Origin of the sequence: uncultured Kordia sp. (assembly GCF_947496985.1) — a bacterium.
GTDB lineage: Bacteria > Bacteroidota > Bacteroidia > Flavobacteriales > Flavobacteriaceae > Kordia.
On record NZ_CANMEZ010000004.1, the window covers coordinates 401,486 to 422,024 of the forward strand.

The 20,539-nt window shown below is 31.9% G+C and carries 19 protein-coding genes; all 19 read right to left on the reverse strand.

From position 1 onward, the window contains the following. Positions 1 to 74 precede the first annotated feature (74 nt). Positions 75 to 1,124 carry an exostosin family protein gene (locus Q0828_RS13015; RefSeq protein WP_298421489.1) on the reverse strand — a complete coding sequence of 350 codons (1,050 nt, stop codon included), beginning with the start codon at positions 1,122 to 1,124 and terminating at the stop codon, positions 75 to 77. Beyond that, on the reverse strand, positions 1,125 to 2,234 hold the full coding sequence (locus Q0828_RS13020; RefSeq protein WP_298421492.1) for a glycosyltransferase: 1,110 nt from the start codon (positions 2,232 to 2,234) through the stop codon (positions 1,125 to 1,127). It lies immediately after the preceding gene. Next, on the reverse strand, positions 2,234 to 2,785 hold the full coding sequence (locus Q0828_RS13025) for a serine acetyltransferase (RefSeq protein WP_298421495.1): 552 nt from the start codon (positions 2,783 to 2,785) through the stop codon (positions 2,234 to 2,236). The genes Q0828_RS13020 and Q0828_RS13025 overlap by 1 nt, the downstream gene beginning before the upstream one ends. Continuing rightward, positions 2,778 to 3,788, reverse strand: coding sequence for a glycosyltransferase family 2 protein (locus tag Q0828_RS13030; RefSeq protein WP_298421498.1), 1,011 nt, complete (start codon positions 3,786 to 3,788; stop codon positions 2,778 to 2,780). Before Q0828_RS13030 ends, Q0828_RS13025 begins: the two co-directional genes overlap by 8 nt. Positions 3,789 to 3,869: 81 nt before the next feature. Beyond that, the gene (locus tag Q0828_RS13035; protein ID WP_298421501.1) at positions 3,870 to 4,694 is read right to left on the reverse strand and encodes a hypothetical protein; all 825 of its coding nucleotides are present in this window, start codon (positions 4,692 to 4,694) and stop codon (positions 3,870 to 3,872) included. A gap of 114 nt (positions 4,695 to 4,808) precedes the next feature. After that, complete coding sequence (locus tag Q0828_RS13040; RefSeq protein WP_298421504.1) at positions 4,809 to 5,945, reverse strand: glycosyltransferase family 4 protein; 1,137 nt, start codon at positions 5,943 to 5,945, stop codon at positions 4,809 to 4,811. Beyond that, positions 5,945 to 7,345, reverse strand: coding sequence for a glycosyltransferase (locus tag Q0828_RS13045; RefSeq protein ID WP_298421507.1), 1,401 nt, complete (start codon positions 7,343 to 7,345; stop codon positions 5,945 to 5,947). The genes Q0828_RS13040 and Q0828_RS13045 overlap by 1 nt, the downstream gene beginning before the upstream one ends. Next, positions 7,330 to 8,901 (reverse strand): hypothetical protein, encoded by a 1,572-nt coding sequence (locus Q0828_RS13050; RefSeq protein ID WP_298421509.1) that lies wholly within the window; start codon positions 8,899 to 8,901, stop codon positions 7,330 to 7,332. The genes Q0828_RS13045 and Q0828_RS13050 overlap by 16 nt, the downstream gene beginning before the upstream one ends. Next, the gene (locus Q0828_RS13055; RefSeq protein ID WP_298421553.1) at positions 8,898 to 9,596 is read right to left on the reverse strand and encodes an acylneuraminate cytidylyltransferase family protein; all 699 of its coding nucleotides are present in this window, start codon (positions 9,594 to 9,596) and stop codon (positions 8,898 to 8,900) included. The genes Q0828_RS13050 and Q0828_RS13055 overlap by 4 nt, the downstream gene beginning before the upstream one ends. A gap of 83 nt (positions 9,597 to 9,679) precedes the next feature. After that, positions 9,680 to 10,837, reverse strand: coding sequence for a UDP-N-acetylglucosamine 2-epimerase (neuC, locus tag Q0828_RS13060; protein ID WP_298421556.1), 1,158 nt, complete (start codon positions 10,835 to 10,837; stop codon positions 9,680 to 9,682). Positions 10,838 to 10,978: 141 nt separating this feature from the next. Then, a complete protein-coding gene (locus Q0828_RS13065) occupies positions 10,979 to 11,983 on the reverse strand; it encodes an N-acetylneuraminate synthase family protein (protein WP_298421559.1) in 1,005 nt (334 codons plus the stop codon). A gap of 66 nt (positions 11,984 to 12,049) precedes the next feature. Then, positions 12,050 to 13,252: a glycosyltransferase gene (locus Q0828_RS13070; protein ID WP_298421561.1), complete on the reverse strand. Its 1,203-nt coding sequence runs from the start codon at positions 13,250 to 13,252 to the stop codon at positions 12,050 to 12,052. Continuing rightward, entirely contained in the window at positions 13,249 to 14,394 is a 1,146-nt protein-coding gene (locus tag Q0828_RS13075; RefSeq protein WP_298421563.1) for a glycosyltransferase, read from the reverse strand. The genes Q0828_RS13070 and Q0828_RS13075 overlap by 4 nt, the downstream gene beginning before the upstream one ends. After that, positions 14,395 to 15,423, reverse strand: coding sequence for a glycosyltransferase family 2 protein (locus Q0828_RS13080; RefSeq protein ID WP_298421565.1), 1,029 nt, complete (start codon positions 15,421 to 15,423; stop codon positions 14,395 to 14,397). It lies immediately after the preceding gene. After that, a complete protein-coding gene (locus Q0828_RS13085) occupies positions 15,423 to 16,337 on the reverse strand; it encodes a glycosyltransferase family 2 protein (protein ID WP_298421568.1) in 915 nt (304 codons plus the stop codon). The genes Q0828_RS13080 and Q0828_RS13085 overlap by 1 nt, the downstream gene beginning before the upstream one ends. 20 nt (positions 16,338 to 16,357) lie before the next feature. Beyond that, the gene (locus Q0828_RS13090; protein WP_298421571.1) at positions 16,358 to 17,833 is read right to left on the reverse strand and encodes a glycosyltransferase; all 1,476 of its coding nucleotides are present in this window, start codon (positions 17,831 to 17,833) and stop codon (positions 16,358 to 16,360) included. A gap of 5 nt (positions 17,834 to 17,838) precedes the next feature. Then, positions 17,839 to 18,366: a methyltransferase domain-containing protein gene (locus Q0828_RS13095; protein ID WP_298421574.1), complete on the reverse strand. Its 528-nt coding sequence runs from the start codon at positions 18,364 to 18,366 to the stop codon at positions 17,839 to 17,841. Beyond that, positions 18,366 to 19,631, reverse strand: a complete 1,266-nt coding sequence (locus Q0828_RS13100) for an ABC transporter ATP-binding protein (protein WP_298421577.1) — start codon at positions 19,629 to 19,631, stop codon at positions 18,366 to 18,368. Before Q0828_RS13100 ends, Q0828_RS13095 begins: the two co-directional genes overlap by 1 nt. Further along, the gene (locus tag Q0828_RS13105; protein WP_298421580.1) at positions 19,631 to 20,521 is read right to left on the reverse strand and encodes an ABC transporter permease; all 891 of its coding nucleotides are present in this window, start codon (positions 20,519 to 20,521) and stop codon (positions 19,631 to 19,633) included. Before Q0828_RS13105 ends, Q0828_RS13100 begins: the two co-directional genes overlap by 1 nt. Positions 20,522 to 20,539 lie beyond the last annotated feature (18 nt).

Here is a 20,539-nt window from a genome sequence, read left to right on the forward strand (position 1 = left end):
TAAGTTTATGAATAAAATTAATTTAAATTTTGTCATTTTTTTGTTAGGGTAAAGTAGTCTCAGAGGCTCAAAGACTATAGTTTACCTGCTTTCAATAAATCATGAATCCTTGCAAAAAAGCTAGTTAAGGTTAAATATTCTTCCCAAAGCTTACGATTTTCAATTTGAATTTCTTCAAATTTTTCTTGTGTTAGATTTTTATGAAATGTTAATAATTGTTTTTCCATTTCATGTTCATTTCCTTGCAAAATTCGAATGCAATGTTTTGTCCAATCAATGATTCCTTCTAATGGCAATAAACAGTCTGTATCAATCAAAACCGGAATTCTTCCCATTGCTAATGTTTGATAAAACCGAACTGAAAAATTTCCTGCGCCTCTTAGGTTGAATATATAATCAGAGTCATTCATGTTTTCATAAAATTCATACGTTGTTTTGTCTGCAGAACGATTACTTTTTATACCAGCTCTATATCGTTCTCTATAAATAATATTCGTTTGAATATTATTGTTCTTTTCTAAACGCCTCAAATACTTATAACGCATGTAGGGTGCTGCAAACCATTGTTGTGGTTCTAATAAGGATCTTCCAAGATGAAATTTTAAATTTCGATAAACAATAAATCCAATATCTTTTGCAGCTTTTAAAACGTTTGCTGTTGCTTGGCCTACAAAACCAATTACAGGTTTTTCACTTTTGACACGAACTTGATGATTTTCTTTTTCTATATAATGAATTAATGGATCTTTGAAAAATGCAGGAAACGCAATCTGATTCGGTAATTTTTTGCTTTTATAACCACTTGTTCTAAATACAAAAACATTTTTATTTGAAGGCATTACGCCTTGATCTCCAGAAACGTACGTCAATACTTTTAAATTATACCCATCGCAATCATTTATAAATTTTTCGGCTACTTTTTCTAAGTTATTTTTCAAATAATAATTCCATGAACATGGTAATATTGCAACTTCTGCTTCTGCTATATTTTCAACTAATTGATAGAAATTCTTCACTTCTGTAAATTCGTTTCGTTCATCAAATAGCAACGCATACACAAGTGGAAACTTTTCTCCTTTTGAATGTTTCTCTAAAAATTTTTGATCTGTGTAAACGTTCAACATTTATAGTAATGATTTTATTTCTTGTTCAAATTTATCCAGCGTGTATGTTCGACTCCATTCAATCGCTTTTTCAACAGCTATTTGATATTTTTCTTCAGATTGAAGCATTTTTTCAATTTCTTCAACTGCATTTTTTACATTCGGATCAATCAAAACACCTCTATTTCCTTCATCTAACATGTATGGAACGCATGAAATTTTTGTTACAATTGGTAAACTACCCCAAAACATAGCTTCTGCAACTACTTTTGGCCAACCTTCCGATTTTGAAGGTAATAACATAAAATGTCTAGTTTTGTGCACTTCTTTGATGAGTTCACCTTGTACATTTCCATGTAATTGTATATACTCTTTTAGTTGTTTTTTTTGAATGTATTCTTGTAATTCTGATCGCATTATACCATCTCCATATAAATCTAATCGTACATTATAACCTTTTTTAAATAGAGTTTCTACAATTTGAATTGCTACTAACGGACGTTTTCCAATAACTAACGAACCAATAAAACTAAATTCTAATGTTTCTGTTAATTTTCTAGAAATAATAGGTTCTTTATCTGAATCTCTATAGGTTGCTGTAAAAAAAGATTTGATATTATTTGTTTGATTTTTCCAATCGCCATACACCAAAACGTTCATCTTTTTAGTTAGCGATGTATTGGACAATATTTTTCGCTGAATACGATAACTCAATGGTTGTGGGCTTTTTGGATCCCAATTCCCTGCGTATTTAGCAGTTTTAGTTTTCCATGGAAATAGAAGTTGCACAAAACAAGCAATCAAACCAACATTTCCAGGACAACGCAAGTGAATATGGTCTGCCCATATAAATGCTTTTATCAATTGAAATATAATGACAGGAAATAATATTACTGTTTTTATCTTTTGTCCAAATGTATTTGAATAGAAAAACGGCAGCCAAAATCGCTTGATATCAGTACGTTTAAAGTTTTTTTCTAAAATAGCTTCTTTGTAGTAAAAAGGGGAAACAATTCCAACATTTTCAGCATGTTTGAACCAAATATCCATCTCTTTTACATAAGGTGCATATGAAGAAAATTGATTTTCTCGTTTGATGGTTGGCGCATATGTAACAACTAAGAAATTCATTAAATATAAGCAGATGAATCGTTATCATTAATTTTTACAGCGGGCACACCAAGTACCGTCGTGTTCGCTTCTACGTTTTTTACAACCAACGAGTTTGCACCTAAAACACTGTTAGCTCCAATCGTGATTTTTCCAGCTACAGTTACGTTTGCTCCAACATAAATATTATCTTCTAATACAGGAACGCCTCTTTTTTCTCCTCTTCCACTAACACCAATGGTAACACCTTGTGAAATATTACAGTTATTTCCAATAACAGCATTAGCATTGATGATAATTTGTCCAAAATGACCTATGTAAAATGAATGCCCAATTTTTGCTGCGTATGGTAATTGAATTCCTGTGATAATTTCTATCCACTTTTGTGAAATAACTCCAAAAACAAGTATGATATTTTTCAAGAATAAAGGCAATCTACTCTCATAAACACGATTCCAAAAACGATACGTAATAATTGCCCACAAACCTTGTTGTGTGAGGATTAGAAGTAAGGCGTTTTTTCCGCTATACTTTTTATATTTGGCGATATCTGATCGTATTTTTTTAAACATTATCACGATGTTTTTTAGGTTTTTTAAACCATAGTATAAACCAAGAATGTATGCGACCTAAAGCTTCTGTAAACGCTTCTTTCTTCTTTGATTGTGTGACTACATTGGCAAATCTAAGGAATGTTAAAAACAAAACAGTTGCATTCCATTTGAATCTTGCTTTCAATGTTGGATTTTCGTGTCGAATACGCCAAACATACCAACCATTTTTTACCACCATCCTACCGTATTTGTATTGATTTGGTCTTCCAGAAGCATCATGATGATGTTCTAAACGAGCAGCCGTATTCACATATAATTGTCCTAATTTGGAAACACGCAATGTAAAATCAGCATCTTCATACAAACCGTATCCTTCAAAATATGTAGAGAATTTTATTTGATCTAATATTTCTTTTTTGAACGATGAAACACCACCCATAAAGAGTTCTACTGGATATGTTTTACTTGTCGGAGGTAAGAAGCTTACCGATCTTCCGTGTGAAAATGTTGGTAAATAGCATGGTTTTGTATCATCTAGTAAGCCAAATCTTTTTCGCAAACGGAAACGTAATGATTCTGTTCGAAACCAACCATCATATACAAATGACTTTGAATTAGGTTTCTGTGTAACTGAAACTTTCGTCCAACTAACTTCATTTGTTATATATCCGCCAACACCAAGTGCTTTTGGATAGATTTTATATGTTCCTATTAAGTTCTCAAAGTAAGTTTCCTCTAAAATTGTATCATCATCAAGAAAACAAACAATTTCGCTAGTTTCTACTACATTTCTAATCCCGAAATTACGCTGTTTTGTCAAACCTCTTTCAGAATCATCTACTTTGTAATAGATTAAATTCTCAAATGAATTTTTAGATAACATTTCTTTCGTGTCATTATTTCGAGAACCATCTATAATTAAAATCTCATCGGGATACAAAATTTGCTTCTTTACCGATTGCAATAGTATTTGCAATGGTTTCGGGCGCATGTATGTACATATGATGAGTGTAAACTTCATTCTTTTTATCCTAAAAGTGTATAATTTTTATAGTAACTAATTTAATGACTTCTTTTTGTTGTATTAGAATTTACAGACTAATTAATATCCCATTTTTTGATGTATGTTATCTAAAGCTAATAACAAACCTTTTCGTTGTAAAATTGGTAATTTTTTCCATCTGTTAAAAGGATCAAAATCTTTATTCTTTGCACTGTTTACTTCATTTTTGTTTTTTTCTTCATGTTTGTATGAAGAGTTTAAGATTTTAATTTTGCTCATTTTATCCTTTAGTTCATCAACGTCCATATTTTGATTAAAAAATTGAATCAATTTTGAAAGTTCTTTATCTTCACCCGAAACTAACGATTCATAAGTAACCAAAATAAATTTTTTATTTTCTTTTGCCTTAAGCTTCTCTAATGCCGTTAAAAACATATCCAATTCATTTTTAACTCTCTTAGCAAAATAATAATGATAATATCCAGAGTAATAGGCTATTTTCCTGATAAAGACTTTATGCGCTTTCCCTTTATTTAGTTTTACACTTTTTATGAATGAAGTAACTGTGTTTCTTGGATCTCTGAATAAAATTAGATGATAATCATCTGGAAATGATTCATAGAAAGGAGTAAAATCGCGAACGTTTACATTTTTAATCATGATAAACTCTTGCGTTCCACGTTTTAAAATTTCTTTTCGAATTCCATCTCTACATACACTTTCTGTCCATTCTATTAATTGTGGGAACCTCGCAGATTGTTTGTGAATCGTTTTATGTATACTTCCCATAACATTAGAAATAGCGATCTCCGAAGTATCATATACAGGTGTATCTACAGGTAAAAATATGCGAAGCACTTCAGACAAAAAATTATGTCCACAACGTTGCATATAAGATGTTTGAAAAATAATTTTTTTACTCATTCATTATTGTTTTGAGTTGTTTAACCAACTATAGAATTCTATCTTAGTTTTTCTTGTTGAATCAAACTGTTGGTAAATCTAATAAAAGTATAGCATATCTAAATTTCACTTACTTTACCGTACTAGAGATTTGTATATTTTTATATTTTGTTGTGCAATTTTAGTAATATCGAACCGTTTGATTGCTTCTTTTCTAGCATTTTTAGCCATAGTAGAAGCCAATTTTTCATCAGTTAATAATATATTAATCTTTTCTGCAAACGCTTTGTATGATTTCGGATTTTCTAAAAAACCTGTTTCACCATCTTCTACTATTTCATGTGCCCAAGGATAATTTGTGTTTACAAATGGTTTCTCTAAAGCCATTGCTTCAATTGTAACCATTCCAAACGATTCCGCTAATGAAGGAAATACACATACATTTGCTTCATTGATCAATTTTTTCATTACATTATAGTTTACTTTTCCTTTGTAATCTACTTTTTGCAGCGCTTCCGTACTCAAATGTTCTTGCATGATTTCCCATGTAGAACGATTTTCTAAAGCATCAATCGCGTCATTTCCAACAATTACTAATATACAATCGTTATTTTTTTTAATTAATTCATTAAAAATATGTGCCAATTCTAAAATTCCTTTTTTACGAATTAAGGTGCCAAAATACAGAACTGCGCCATCTTTTCGTTTTGAAATATTTGGCTGAAAATCATCAATATAAATTCCGTTAGGAATTACATCCGCTTCTTTTTCAACATTAAACAACATTGTTGTCTTTTTAGCTACAAATTCACTTACAGCAATAATTTTATCCGCTTTTCGAAATGCCTTTTTTTCACGATTGAAATTATGTTGCTTTTGTGGACGTTTTTCTAAATGACAGAAAAAAGTATCACTTCCGTGCAAACGCATCACATTTGGAATTGAAAAGTTCATATTTGCCGAGATTCCTGTCCAATCAACCACTTCTATTACATCTATTTGATCTTTTTTAATGATTTTATTCACATATTTAGCAATGATTCCTTCGTTTAATCGCCATGTAAATACAGGATATTTTCGCAATTTTATTTTATGAACAATAATGCCTTCATCAATAAAAACTTCTTGTTTATCTTGAAAGTAGGTAAATACAGAAACTTTTACACCTTTGTCCACTAATGCTTTGAGCAAGTTTTTTGTACTTGTTCCTATTCCCGCGGCTTTCGGAAGTTTTTCGTGTGGATATTCAGGAAGTAAGAAACCTACATGCATTAGCTCAATAGTTTTTTAAATGCAGTATGCATACGCTGTTGCACTTTCTCTAACGGATGTGCTGCGACACTTTCCGCCCAATTTTGACGTGCTTCCATGTTTTTCAATTTCAAGGTATCAAAATTATACAACATGTTTTTGATGTCTTCTGTTGAACGTAGTACATGCACTGCTTTTGGATGCTTGTCAAAGGTTTTGAAATGTACAAATTGATACAAACGATCTATGTTAAAATCTTTATGTCCGTTTGGCTGATTGTAATGACAATAGAATGCTAATTTCTTTAGCAATATTGCGTCAAGCGCCATAGTAGAACCAATATTAAAAATAGCTTCGCTATAATATAAAGTGCTATATAGGACGCCCAAATTAGAGTTTACATTGTACGATATAGGCAATGGATTTTCATCAGTATTCCATGTTGGAATCACTTCCGTAATTACATCCTTGTATTGTTTTAGTATTGGAACAAACCCTTGATTGTAATCTGCAGGATTTGCACGTAATATTACATGATATTGATCTTTGTTTTTTTCATTGTATGCTTTTACCGATTCCGCTAAATCCTTTAAATATAAAGGGTCATCCATTCCTATAGAGGTGAAATTCCCTGAAAAACAGAGTAGTTTTTTATCTAACGGCAACTTATAGGTTTTGTAAAATAGTTCCTTTGGAATCAAATATTCAGATTTCGTATAAAAAGTAAACTGAGGCGTTCCAGTAACTGTAATATTATCATTTTTAACTTCGTCTGGATAATATTGCTGCATTTCTTCCTTCATATATTCACTCCAAACATAGTAATGGTCAGCTTTCAACATTTTGTTTCCTTTCGGAAGATTGTCCCAAGAATGTATAAAACTCACAACTTTAATTCCTAAATCGCGTGCAGCAACGACTGGTGCTAACGATAAACTGGATACTTGATGCGAACAATAGATCAAGTCAGGATTTTCAGTTGTTAGGTATGCTAAACATTCCTTGTAATAACTAGATTCACGAGTATATTTAAAGAATGTATCTTCTAGTTTTTGAATTCCCTTTTTTGAAGCATAAAATATTGAAAGTAAGTTTATTACACTAAATTTCAATTTCTTTTTTAAATTGCTTTCTCCTGGCGCCACTCTGTATAATAGATGGTTTTTATTTGCTTGAACTTTATCATTATAACGCAAAGTAGCTTTTGCTTTTAAATAGCGCAAAAAGTCTGTTTTGCCATTATAATCAAAGTTAGGAAGCTGGCTTGTTGTTATTGATTTTGGCAATTTTTCCAATGCAGAAGATTTCACCTTATGCCAAACATGCATGTCAAATTCTTCAGGAATATCGAAGAAATTGCTGGCATAATGATTCTCAAAACTTTGAAATCCAATAAATATGGAAATTATCTTTTTTCGCATGGGGCAGCGTTATTGATATTGTCAACAAATATAGCCATTGATAAGACTCTGAAAAGAAAATACAGTCCTCTATTCGGACTTTTTTGTTGTTTTTTTGCTAGTTGTACTATTTTTTCCGTGTCAAAGACAGTTTTTAATGCAAGAATATGCTTTTCTAGAAGTTTGCATAACTTTTCTCCTATTTCGCTTTGCATTCTGTGATTCCAGTCTTGCACGCTTATGTCTGATTGAATTGGTTTTTTGAAATATTGTAATAAGTCCTTATTTCCTTCATAAACAATTTGTTCATGAATTTGATCATTTCTATAATGCGTATACGATAAGTTATGCGTTGACTTTATGAAATCTTCATGCAAAAATGGTGTGATTTTATTTCTAAAAACAGACAGCAATTTGTGTCTATTTCCAAAATTACCAGGTAATCGCCCTTTTCTGTAAAAGTTGATTAACGTTTCAGCATTTGAGTTTCCTGCGTAATTTTCGGCTACAGCCAAAGCTATATTTTCAGGATAATCATTCATAAACAACTTATAATCAAAAACAAATGAGTCTAATAAAAATTCTTTTGGTGTTAAGTAGTTATGCATTGCTTTCGCCAAATTCGTGTCTTCTTGAAAAAACATGCGTACACATTCGCCCGCTTCTCCCATAACATAACTGTAATTTTCAGGAATGGTTTCATCTACAAATTTCAACATATCAACATAGGAAATTGTTGCTAAACCGCCTGAAATACTAGCAATTTGGTTTGCATAATGCTCAAACTCTATTTCATTACACAATGTAATGTGACTGTATGAAATATTTAAATTAGTTGCTATTTCTTTTCCTTGCAATACATCTGCCGAATATACATTTCCAAAGTTCCCAGTTTTTAACTGCTTATTTCCTTTTTCTACCTGACTCAATAACGCCAAACTATCTTTTCCTGCCGTTGCTCCAAAAAATAAATTTTCAGAAGTATATATACCATCTTTTAATGAAAATGTTTGTTCTTTATTTGAAAAATCTATTGCTAGTTTTGTTGTGTCGTATGTTAAATCTGAATTAAAAGTATATAGTTTTCCACCTTCAATTCGAGTTATATTTTTATACGGTAAAGGAAAAGGTGTGACTTGATATCCAAATGTAAAATGTGCTTGCACTCCAAGTTTATCAAATTCTAATGGAACATGCAATTCGTTGAAATTCTGGAAATTTAAAAAGAATATCTGTCTATTTTTATTTATTAAACTAAAACTTCCACTAACACCATGTAAATCATTTAAAATAAATAGATTAGTGCTTTTTTTATCAGATATAAACAGTTCAAAAACACCTCCTAAATGATTATAAACATTTACAAGAGCTTCTGTAGTATTGTGATGTAATTCTTCTAAGAAATCAACAATTTTTTCTTCAGTATGATCAGATGAATACCATATAATTTCGTAGTTATCATCTTCTAACCAATACAATGTACTTCCTTGTTTTTCTTTTTTAAACAACTCAACCTGAAATTGCTCTTTGTCAAAAGATATATGAAAATTGGTTATGGTATGTTTTTCAAATTTCACAGTGTTATTGTTTTAGCCAATTGTTCTGCCTTTAACCAATCGTTTTGAGTGTCGATGTTAACATAATACTTTTTATCTGAAACCACATATGACAATGAGTTTCCATATAACGAATTTTCCTGTTGTATGATATTTGTTTTTGTGATGTAAATACTTCCATCTCTATGATATGCTTTTGGTAATTCTTGACGTCTAGGAATGATGTTCTTTTCTCCGGTTGCAATTTGCAAGACACCATTTTCATTCGCTTCAAACGTCCAGTGCGGATTGTATTCGTGCGGTACTTCTAAGACAGAAACTAACGAATCTGTTTGTTTTTCCTTGAAAGTCTCTAATGCTTTCTCTAAAAAACCTGTTGGCCTGAACGGACTTGTAGGTTGTAATAAGCATATAGCATCAAAGTGTTTTCCTTCTGTTTCGAAATATGAAATTACATGCTGAATTACGGGTAATGTTGGTGTTGCATCTTCCGCTAAGTGTTTTGGACGCACAAAAGGAACATTCGCACCAAGCGACTTAGAAATTGCAATTATTTCTTCATCATCAGTTGTCACTACTACTTCATTGATGTACTTTGACTCCAACGCAGCGTCGATACTATATTGAATTAATGGCTTTCCATTGAGTAATTTTTTATTTTTCCCTGGAACACCTTTGCTTCCACCTCTTGCTGGTATGACTGCGAGAATATTCATATAGTAATTTATTATTTTTTTAAGTAATGTGTAACCATTGGGAATTTAGAATTCCGCTAGTATTTTAAGACAAACTGTATTTATTAGTACATAATTGTTTTATGTGAAATGAGTTTTGATTGTGCTAATGCGTCTGCAATACGTTTTCCTGAGTTTCCATCTCCGTAAATATGTTCGGAAAGCATTCCTTTTCGCGCAATTCGTTCTTCAATTGCGGTTTTGATTAAATCTTTATCATACGCTACATCTAACACGTTTTTACCACGTTGACGGCGATTTTGACGTGTTCCAATGTTTACTGTTGGTACACCAATAAATGAACATTCACGAATTCCGACACTTGAGTTTCCTACTAAACAATCACAGTTTTTTAGTAAGTGCAAAAAGTCATTTGGCTCCATGTTTTTAAAGAAACGAATGTTTTCAGGATTGAAATTTTCTCTGTAATACCGAATTCCGTTCGATGTTCCGTCCGAACCAGCGTCTACATTGGGCCAAAACCAAAATGTTGGTATATTTAACTCATGAACAGCTTTTAAGGTAGCTAATACATCTTCTCGTGCCGATTTATAACGATTTGTCTCAGGATGTTGCATTACAACTAAATATCCATTAGAAAGGTCTAAATCAGCTCCTACACCACCATATTTTTTTATTGGATCAACATCATGTGTGTTATTTTCTAATACTTGCTTTGCTATATCAATAGATGGACAACCTGTATTGATTACATAATCAGGGTCTTCACCTAGTTTAATAACTCTCTCTTTTGCATCTTCTGAAGCAACTAAATGTATGTCTGCAAGTTTTGTATTTGCATGGCGTACTTTTTCATCAATGTTACCTGTTACTTCTCCACCTTGAATATGCACTAACGGAATGTTTTGATATGCCGCTGCAATACTTGTCGCGATGGTTTCAAAACGATCGGCAATTGTAATGACAGCATCAGGTTTTAGATTGTAAAATACATTTGAAAGTTCCATAACACCTAAACCTGTTGTTTTAGCCATTGCAGTTGGATTTTCACCTTCCAATACCATGAACACTTTTTCGTCAATCTTAAAACCATCTTTTTCTATGACATTTACCGCATTTCCATAACGTCCTAACAATGCAGAACCGGCAACTACTAATTGTAATTCAAGTTTTGGATGTTCTTGAATTGCTTTTAATGCTGTTTTGATTCTACTGTATGATGGTCGTGCTGTAACTACCGCACATATTTTTCGTTTGCTCATTTTTGTTTAATTCAATAATTGAAAAATTAAATGATGTAAAAGATTAAATTTTCAATTTTATAGTATTTCTCGATACAAAATTCTTCCAAAATTTCATTCGAAATCACATTTTTATTGATGTTCTATTTAAAACTTAACAATTCACAATACATCTTCTTCATTCAAAAAATCCCATTGGTTCATGTCTTTTACAAGCTTTTTTCCTAAAACTTCTTGAAATTTAGATGCAAGTATTCCATAGTTTTTTGGCTTCTTTGCTTCTAAATCGTTGAATGTTAGCACATGCCCTTTTGGTAATTTTTTATTTATAGCTAATGATTTTTCAAAGATTTGTTTTAATTCTGAATATTGTGAGTTATCCATTTTATCAATTGGATGATTTAAAGCTTCATCAATATTTCTAACCGCTTGGACTAGTTGTGTCGTTTCTGAAAATGTAAGCGATGATTTTGCATCAGGTCCAAACATTTCTTTATTAAATACGACATGAAATTCTAAGATTTCTGCACCAAGTGTTACTGCAGCAATTCCAGCTTCTATTCCCGAAGAATGATCTGAAAACCCTATTGAAACTTGATATTTATTTTTTAATTCTCGAATTACATTTAAACCAAATTGTTTTGGTGCTGTCGGATACGACGTTGTACATTGTAAGATAGAGAATTCACAGTTTTTTTCTTTAAGAAAAGCTACCGTAGCGTCCAATTCGGAAAACGAACTCATTCCGGAAGAGATAATAACTGGTTTTCCTGTGTTTGCAATTTTTTCTAATAATAGAAAGTTATTGACTTCCCCCGAACCTACTTTATAGTGTTTTACACCTACTTCTTCTAACAAATCTACAGCGGCATTACTGAATGGTGACGAAATGAAATCTAAACCAACTTCATCACAATGTGCTTTGATTTCTTTCCATTGCTCTAATGAAAACTCCATACGTTGCCAGTATTCATAGCGTGTTGCATCTTGCTTGGAGAATTTTACTCTAAATGGTTCATGAATGCTACTTTCCGCCACAGCGATATGCGTTTGAAACTTGATAGCATCCGCACCTGTTTTTGCAACAGCATCAATGTACGCATGCGCCATTCCGAGACTTCCGTCATGTGCCTGAGCTATTTCTGCTATGATGTAGGTTTTTTTCATTTTTTGATCTTGGGTAATTGTTTTTTTATATGTTGATTCGTTTATTTGTATTTAAATTCAACATTTTTAGATGCCTTCCAAAAACTCTTTCAACTTCTTTACTTGCTTATCTACTGTAAAATGATTTAAAAACGTTTTTCGGGCATTGTCTGCTGTAAATATCCGCTTTTCCTTATTCTTATACAAATCTATTAATTGTGTTGTCATGTGTTGTAAATCGTTACTCAGAATACAGTTTTTGTCGTGAGATAATTCTGGATAACAACTTGCTGCTGCTTTTGTACAAACTAACACTTGTGCATAATTGAAAACTAATGGAATGCGTGTTCGTGTTCCTGTATTGTATTCCCATGGAATGATGTGAATATCGTATGCTTTTAGCTCAGGTGCTAAGTTTTCTACAAATCCCATACATTTGATTTGTGAGTCTTCTAAACGTTTTTTTAATGTATCAGAAGCATATTTTAGACTTCCTATTACTTTGAGTTGTATGGTTGGAATTTCTTTTTTTAATTCTTCCCAACATACTTCTAAAAAACGCTCCAAACCAATACGATTTGCCGTCGTCCCCATACCACCTAAATGTACTATTGTAGGGACTTCTGAGTCATTTGACGTAATCTCAACTTCTTTATAGGTTAATGGAATGTATATAGCATTTGAATTTCCATATGCTTTTATTTCTTCCGTTTCTGTAAACGAAGCAGATACACAACCTTGTATGTTTTTTACCAGGTCCAATTCTACTCGTTTCTTTTGTTTAAGGTGAAATTTTTGTAAGAATGAGAGTTTACTTTTTAGTTTTCGCAGTTTAAACTCCCAATCGTGATGTGCATAAATCACAGGAATTGAAAGGTTTGCGTATTGTGCTAAAATTGCTGTCCAACGCCATTCTGCCCAAACTAAATCTATATTATTTGTTGAAATATAATTTTTCAACAGTTTTTCATTTACTGAATTTACAAAGAAGTATTCAAATTTTTCAGGTTGCGAAATTGCTGTTTTGATACGATTGAACATTCCTTTTGGATGAATTTGCGCTACTTGAAAGTAATTGATTTCATTATAAAATTCTTTTATTTCTTGAATATACTCTTGATTTACATCTGATGAAATTTCAGCAGTTTCACCACCTTGAAAATCTACGAGTAACACATATACATTGTACCCCAATTTTGCAAGTAGTTCTAAATGACTAAAATATACAGAAGCGCCGCCATTAGCATTTGGAGAAATTTTAGTGTTATTTACTAGAAAAAGGATATTCATAATGTTTTTTCAATCGTTTTGTATGCTTCAAGTACTTTTTGTTGAATGTTTTGATAACTTAAAGACGAACGGTATTTTTTATTGATCTCGAATGCATTCGAAATTAAATCTTCATTGGTAAGGGCAACTTTTATAGTTTCCGTAATTTCTTGAATATTTTCAGCATTTTCAACTAATAATCCATTTTCTTGATGTGTCAGATATTCTTCTGAAACCTTTCCAGGATTCGTCTGAATCGGAAATGCTCCGTAAATCATTGCTTCTAGTAATGTGTTTGGTATTCCGTCCGTAACGTTTATTCCGATAGCTATTCTGGCTTGACCGAATTTCTGTAATAATGAATCATGCGATTCTTCAATTCCACGTTTAGTGTAACTAATATTTAAATTATGCTCGGTTTGTAAACGTTCTATTTTAGCAATTACTTTTGGATGCGCTGCATACACATGAATTTGATAACTTTTAATCAATTCTAAGTTATTTTCTAATGCTTTTAAAGCATGTAATGCGCGTCCAGCCCAGTGATGATAACCTTTTACTAAAATTAGATTTCTATTTTGTATGGGCTGAATAAATTCTTCTTTTACTATAAATCCGCCACCGCCAGGAAAACTTCCTAAAGATTCTCCTTTGAAACCATATTGTTTTGCTAAACCGATATCACGAATGTTATCTGTAAACAGAAAATCGATTTGATTTAGTAATGTATCAATTCGTTTTTTATGAAATGATTCTTTATAAAAGTGATAGATTCCACTTCCCCAAGTAGAACAAGTCCAATTGAATTTGATCTTTTTTCTAACCGAAATTAATGGGTAACTTTCTGATTGTAACTCCATAGAATGCACAACATCTGGTTGAATTTCTTCAATCAGTTCTTTTAATTTTTCAGAAGCAGTTACTTTTAAAAGTGGTTGTACTTTTTCATTTAGATTTGGAAAGTGTTTTTTAAGGAATGTTTCTCCTTTTATGGGTTTTATTTTGCGTTTGCTCCAGTTTGTTGTGTAATTTGTCCATTGCAAACCTTCATGAATTGGTCTGTCTAAACAATCGAATAGATAGATTTCATGACCGGATTCTTTCAGTTGATTAATCCAACGTACCGCATGTATGTATTGCATGGCAACAAACAGAATTTTCATTTAGCTTTCTTGGATTAGTTCGTATGTTTTTAAGAAGTGATTCTTGATTTTTGAGGTAAATTTATGTACACCAATTCCTTTTATTGATTGTAGTTTGAATGTGATTAGTAATTGTAAAACCCACAAATAACGAAAATCTTTGTTAGAACATATTTCATGTACTTTTAACACATTGTATAGTTGCTTTTTTTCTTCGTTTAATTCAGCATGATTTGGAAAGATATAGTTTTTCAGAAAGATGTATACAGATGATTTTACATATGCTTGCAATTCCTTTGTATCACTTCTATTATCTATATTTTTTAGTGTGATATTTATGAATGGAATAAAGCTTTTTACAGCTTTTTTAATGAATTTGATGTCTTTGTATTTGGCATCGCCAGTTTCGTCAATTTTATAGAAACAATCTGTTTTTTGAATGCGTTTGACTTCAACATTATTTAATAATAATCGAATAGATAGATCGACATCTTGTAAGCGTTGTAATGATTCATCAAATCCGCCAATTGCGTTTAGCGCTTCTTTTTTCCATATAGGACAGGTAATTGCCCAAGGTAATTGATGCGCCAAAAACATTTTTAAATATATTGTAGAATCAAGTTTTCCTTTTGGGTCTTTGTTGATTTTATTTGATTGCTGTTCACGCGTAGGAAAACGTTCCATTGTAAAGATTACACCATCTTTTGTTGGATGTTTCTCTACAGCTTTCATTCTGTCTTTAAGACAATTTTCACCTAAAAAATCTTCAGAATCTAAGAAAATTACATATTCTGAGTTACTTTTCTCTATTCCATAATTACGACAAGCATTCGCGCCTTTCGGTTTGTCATCTGGACGTTTGCAATATTGAAAACGACTATCTTTCGTTATATATTCTTCTACAACTTGCTGTGTATTATCATTTGAATGATCATCCACCACAATACATTCCCAATTCTCGTACGCTTGCTGCACAATAGAATTGAGCGTTTCCGTAATGAGATGCGCTCTGTTATACGTTGGAATTAGTATGGAGACTTGTTTTTCCATTAATCAGTTGTAATGTAATGCCTTCCTTTTTGCTTGTTGATCGTTCTACTTTTTTGTATTTCAGGCAACAAGTTAGCTAATAGTTTTTGTTCTTTTTTATGATATGAATAGTCATTCAATTTTAAGCTTAACAATGATTTTTTACAATTTCTACTATATTTTTTTCTGAAATTTTGAACTTGTTTATTTACATCTTTATTAATATCAGCTAGAAACGTTTTAATTTTTCGTTCTTCAAGTTGTAGCTTTTTCTGTTCATTTAATTTTAACGTATTCGTTCTGTATTCACGGTCGTGTGCTAAAAAAACAGTAGGAACAACACCTATTTTTAGTTCGTGATATTTTAAGCGTTGACAATAGTTATTGTCTTCTGCATAGTGAAAAAACAAAGGATCGAATCCGCCAACAGTATCAATTGTTTCCTTTGAAATTAACCAACCGGCAGCATTAACAAAAGAAACTTCGTATATATTCTGTTGATAGTTTTGTTTTATCGCATCAAATTGAAGTGTTTTGTTTTCACTGATGTATTTTGAGAAATTATAATCGAGTTTAGTCCAATCGCCATTTAAATGAATTGGGCTTAATATTCCATATTTTGCATCTTGTTGATGACATTCAATTAATTTTGAAATCGTGTTTGGTTGTAGGTATGCATCTTGATTTAAAAGAAAAAAATACTCTGCTCCTTTTGCTAATGCTTTGGCGATTCCAATATTGTTTGCAGCTCCAAAACCTTTGTTTTCGGAAGCTTCGATTAGTGTCACTTTTGGATAATTTTCTTTGATGAATGTTACTGTATTGTCAGTAGAGTTGTTATCGACCACAATTACAGGAATATCTGCACAACTATCTAAACATTTAGATAACCATTTCATTCCATTATACGTTACTATGATGATAGCGACATTCATACGTGTTCGATTTTCAAAAATTACTTGAAAAACTTGCGTTTAAGTGCTTTCAAGACTTTAAACGGTCTTTTATAATTATATTTTATAAATCGCAAGCCCTTGTATACTTTGTATGAAGTTTTAAAATAAGTTGAGTTATTATACTTACTTACTTCTTCATACATCTTTTTGTAATGCATCATTTTCATTTGCATTCCAACTATGTTATTTGCCTGATAAATGTTGTGTTGTCTGTATTCTAAGTTTGTATTTGCAGCCTTTTTAGCAGTCCAGCCTTTCGCTATGATACGTTTAAATAAGTTGTAATCTTCTGCTTTTTTCGATTCAATGTATCCGCCAACATCGTCAAACACAGAACGTCTGTACATAGACGAACCATGAATACAGTTTCGTTTTTCTATTTGCGCAACTAATGCTTCTTTTGTATCAAATTCTGGAAAGTTGATTTGATAAAATGTATCTAAAATGATTGCGCCTTTCCATTCTTCGGTAAAGTTTTGATGCGTTAATTTTGCTCTTGAACCAAAGAATGCATAGTCTGTGTAGGCAATTGCCGCGTCTTTATTATGATCTAACACATTGCTACAATCTTCCACATAGTTACTGACCAAACGATTGTCTGCTCCTAAAAAGAAGACATATTCAGCCGTTGTGAGTTTGATGGCTTTATTGAAATGTGCTACAATTCCCATGTTTTTCTCATTTCTGTTGTATTTGATGAGATTAGGATATTTTTTCACATACCCTTCTGCAATTAATTGTGTATCATCATCTGAGTGATCGTCTGTAATAAGTATTTCATCTGGGACAATGGTTTGTTTTAATACAGATTCTATAGCTTCTATTAAAAAATCTCCATAGTTATAACTTGCTATGATACATGCTATTTTTTCTTTTCGAAGACTTGTTTCATTGACAACCGTAAGCCTGTTTAGCTTGTATACATCCGAATCATTCCCTTGATTACATGAAACTGCTCCTTTGAAGCGTTTTGCTGTTTCTTCTAGAACTACATCATTGAATTCTCCATGTGGATATGCAAACCAATTGAATCCGTTAAGATCAAGTGTTTTGATGTCTTCAGGAATTGATAATTCGTTTATAATTAATTCTCTGTCTGTAACTTCTTTTAAGTTTGGATGTGACTTTGTGTGCCATTGCAATCTTCCTCCGTTAGCAACTAATTCTTGCAATTCTTCTCTGCTTGTAAATGGTGCATTGGGTTCTACGTTATCAAATTCGTTGTCTTTGTCTAAATAGTCAGAAGTGATAAATAGTTCAAACGGATATCCAAACTGTTTCATGACGGGCATTGCATATTGCAACACGTTTTTATAAATTCCATCAAACGTGATTACTACATGTTTCGGATTGTTTACATCATAATCCTCTAAGAATACCACTTCTTTTGAAGATAACTCTGCCATTTGCCTGTAAAAGTCATTTACAGTAACCCACCACATAGTTGGCGAGTCCAAATATATTTTATGATACATTAAAATCATTTGTGGTAAATTTCAAGTTTATGATTGTAGGTTCTGTATTTGTAAAAGAGTTCTTTTACACGTAGGTATGGAAATTGAGAATAATACCAATCGTCAATATGTACTGAAATCAAGATTCCATCCTCTTTTAAGATGTTGTCTATTAGTTGATAGATCAAGTTTGTAGATTTCCCAATGTATTGTTGGTATAATACGCCCGTAATGATAATAAGATCAAATTTTTCAGGTGCAATTTTGTCAATGTCAAAAATACTTCCTTCTAAAAATTTCAGTGTATCTGTTTCTTTTTGTTTTGCAAATTTTATTGCATTTGCAGAAATGTCCACACCATACACTTTATCACCTGGTAAATTTTGTGTAATGAATCCTTGCCCGCAACCAATATCGAGTACAGTTCCGTAATGTTTTAGTGGAATTTCACTTATTAGAATATCTTTTCGTTTGATGTCATCCGCACTATTTTCATAATCCCAAGGATCTTTTTGATCGTGCCAGCTATTAAGTTCTGAGTATTCTTGAATCATTATTTATTAGTGTGTTTCCATTTATGATCTACGATTATTGTTCCCCATTTAGAATCGACTAGTTTGCCATTTCCGAAATAGTCATTTTCTTCCACTTCAAACGTAAGTACTTTTTCCAGATAATCGGCAACTCCTGCTTTGTTTGCTACAAATACGTTTAATAAGTACGAACCTTGAACTAAAGGTAAAGAATCTATTTTACATCTCACTTTTCCTGTGTTTTGGTCAATCGTAGCAATTTCTTTTTTCAGGTTTGATGATATGCTGATAATTTTTGTTTCATCCAATTTCCATATACTAATTCCAAATTCATCAATTTCAAAATTGGAATTATTTTTATAACTGAGTTCTACTTCAAACGGAGCACCTGTTTTTATTTCACTGGAAAGTATTACAGCATTTGTTATTCTGGCTTGACCGGAACCTAAACGTTCTGTACGTGTTGCAATATCCGTTTCCTTAATAACCGTATTCTTTTCAATGTATTTATTTATAGTACTTTCTACATCTCCTGCGTAGGAAACCATTCCGTCTTCTAACAAAATAGCTCTACTACATAACCGACGTATCGTCATCATATTATGACTCACAAACAAAACTGTTCTCCCATCTCCATGAGAGATGTCTTGCATTTTACCAATGGCTTTCTTTTGAAATTCAACATCTCCAACCGCTAACACTTCATCTACAATAAGGATCTCTGGTTCTAAATGGGCTGCTACAGCAAATGCCAAACGCACTTTCATTCCTGAAGAGTAACGCTTTACAGGTGTATTTATATATCGTTGAACACCTGCAAATTCTACAATTTCATCAAATTTTACTTTGATTTCAGCTTTAGTCATTCCTAAAATTGCACCGTTTAGATATATATTTTCTCTTCCTGTTAATTCTGGATGAAACCCAGTTCCTACTTCTAACAAAGAGGCAATTCGTCCTTTAGAACGAATTACACCTTTTGTTGGTGTTGTTACTTTAGAAAGTAGCTTTAGCAAGGTTGATTTTCCTGCACCATTTCTTCCGATGACTCCTAATACTTCCCCTTTTTCAAGATCAAAAGATATGTCTTTTAACGCCCATACATAGTTGGAAGTCCCAATTTCAGTACGTGCATTTTTATCTCCTATTTTTTGATACGGATCTTCTTTTCCACGAATTTTATGCCACCAACGATTTAAATCATGTGTAATAGTTCCTGTACCAATAACTCCTAAACGATATTGTTTGGATAATTCTTCTACCTGTAATATGATATCTTTTTCCATTATACCGTATCTATAAAATTACGTTCTGTTTTATTAAATATCACTAAACCTAGTAAAAAAACAATGAAAGCTACTACAAACATAACTCCTATACTTATTAATGAAAAAATTGCCTGCCCATTATCTAAATAAGCTCCTGAAAAAACCATATACCTAAATGATTCTATTACATGTGCTAAAGGATTGTAAGCAACCAACCATGAAACATAGGTTGGCAATTTATCTTCCACTATTGTTATTGGATACATCACTGCTGAGATATACATTAGTAATTGTATTCCAAATTGAACTAAAAAGCTTAAATCACGATATTTTGTAACCATGGAAGAAATGATCATTCCTAAACCAAGTCCTAAAACTCCCATGATAATCACCACAATAGGTATTAGCAATACATACCAAGATAAGGTTCCTGTTTCTCCATTTAAGGAAAAGTAAATGTAAAAAGCAATAAATATAAATGACTGTATTGCAAACTTTAGTAAGTTTGATATTGTAATGGACAGCGGCATAATAGCTCTAGGAAAATATACTTTTCCAAAGATATTCTCATTTTTTTTAAATGTATCAGAAGTCGCTTTTAAGCATTCTGCGAAGTAATTCCATATAGTAATTCCTGCTAAGTTAAAGAGAAAGGCATTTACTGTTCCAGTTTTTATATCTGCAATTCCATTGAACACTAATGTGAAAATTACAGAGGTCATCAATGGCTGAATAAGATACCATAAAGGACCTAAAACTGTTTGTTTGTATAAAGTAACCACATCACGGCGTACAAAAAGCAAGAGTAAATCACGATAGCGCCAAATTTCTTTAAATTTAAAGTTAAAAAGGTTGCTTTTGGGTGATATCTCAAATAACCATGTATTGTTTTCTTGGGGTTTGTTCACGTTTATTGAGTATTTATT

Excerpts from the sequence above, each read along its gene's own strand:
- Q0828_RS13015 (WP_298421489.1), bottom strand. The coding sequence starts at position 1,124 with ATGTTGAACGTTTACACAGATCAAAAATTTTTAGAGAAACATTCAAAA.
- Q0828_RS13020 (WP_298421492.1), bottom strand. The coding sequence starts at position 2,234 with ATGAATTTCTTAGTTGTTACATATGCGCCAACCATCAAACGAGAAAAT.
- Q0828_RS13025 (WP_298421495.1), bottom strand. The coding sequence starts at position 2,785 with ATGTTTAAAAAAATACGATCAGATATCGCCAAATATAAAAAGTATAGC.
- Q0828_RS13030 (WP_298421498.1), bottom strand. The coding sequence starts at position 3,788 with ATGAAGTTTACACTCATCATATGTACATACATGCGCCCGAAACCATTG.
- Q0828_RS13035 (WP_298421501.1), bottom strand. The coding sequence starts at position 4,694 with ATGAGTAAAAAAATTATTTTTCAAACATCTTATATGCAACGTTGTGGA.
- Q0828_RS13040 (WP_298421504.1), bottom strand. The coding sequence starts at position 5,945 with ATGCATGTAGGTTTCTTACTTCCTGAATATCCACACGAAAAACTTCCG.
- Q0828_RS13045 (WP_298421507.1), bottom strand. The coding sequence starts at position 7,345 with ATGCGAAAAAAGATAATTTCCATATTTATTGGATTTCAAAGTTTTGAG.
- Q0828_RS13055 (WP_298421553.1), bottom strand. The coding sequence starts at position 9,596 with ATGAATATTCTCGCAGTCATACCAGCAAGAGGTGGAAGCAAAGGTGTT.
- neuC (WP_298421556.1), bottom strand. The coding sequence starts at position 10,837 with ATGAGCAAACGAAAAATATGTGCGGTAGTTACAGCACGACCATCATAC.
- Q0828_RS13065 (WP_298421559.1), bottom strand. The coding sequence starts at position 11,983 with ATGAAAAAAACCTACATCATAGCAGAAATAGCTCAGGCACATGACGGA.
- Q0828_RS13070 (WP_298421561.1), bottom strand. The coding sequence starts at position 13,252 with ATGAATATCCTTTTTCTAGTAAATAACACTAAAATTTCTCCAAATGCT.
- Q0828_RS13075 (WP_298421563.1), bottom strand. The coding sequence starts at position 14,394 with ATGAAAATTCTGTTTGTTGCCATGCAATACATACATGCGGTACGTTGG.
- Q0828_RS13080 (WP_298421565.1), bottom strand. The coding sequence starts at position 15,423 with ATGGAAAAACAAGTCTCCATACTAATTCCAACGTATAACAGAGCGCAT.
- Q0828_RS13085 (WP_298421568.1), bottom strand. The coding sequence starts at position 16,337 with ATGAATGTCGCTATCATCATAGTAACGTATAATGGAATGAAATGGTTA.
- Q0828_RS13090 (WP_298421571.1), bottom strand. The coding sequence starts at position 17,833 with ATGTATCATAAAATATATTTGGACTCGCCAACTATGTGGTGGGTTACT.
- Q0828_RS13095 (WP_298421574.1), bottom strand. The coding sequence starts at position 18,366 with ATGATTCAAGAATACTCAGAACTTAATAGCTGGCACGATCAAAAAGAT.
- Q0828_RS13100 (WP_298421577.1), bottom strand. The coding sequence starts at position 19,631 with ATGGAAAAAGATATCATATTACAGGTAGAAGAATTATCCAAACAATAT.